Genomic DNA, 227 nt, shown 5'->3' on the forward strand with positions numbered 1-227 from the left:
GATGCCCACCCCGGCGCTGGCGGCGTGCAGGTTGGCTTCGGCCGCGCGGATATCGGGCCGGTTGCGCACCAGCTGCGCCGGCAGGCTGAGCGGCAGGTCATGCGGCAGCGTCACCTGCGCCAGGGCCAGCGGCGGAAGGGAGCCATCGGCCGCGCCCTGTCCGGTAAGATAGGCGAGCAGGTCATGGCTTTGCGCCAGGGCATGTTCGAGCGGCGGGGGGGGGCCCT

At 73.6% G+C, this 227-nt stretch carries 1 pseudogene; it reads right to left on the reverse strand.

The window, feature by feature from the left end:
* Window positions 1–227: pseudogene (locus H926_RS34290) on the reverse strand (RND transporter); the annotation flags it as partial.

Source organism: Novosphingobium sp. B-7 (genome assembly GCF_000410615.1).
GTDB classification, from domain to species: Bacteria; Pseudomonadota; Alphaproteobacteria; order Sphingomonadales; family Sphingomonadaceae; genus Novosphingobium; species Novosphingobium capsulatum.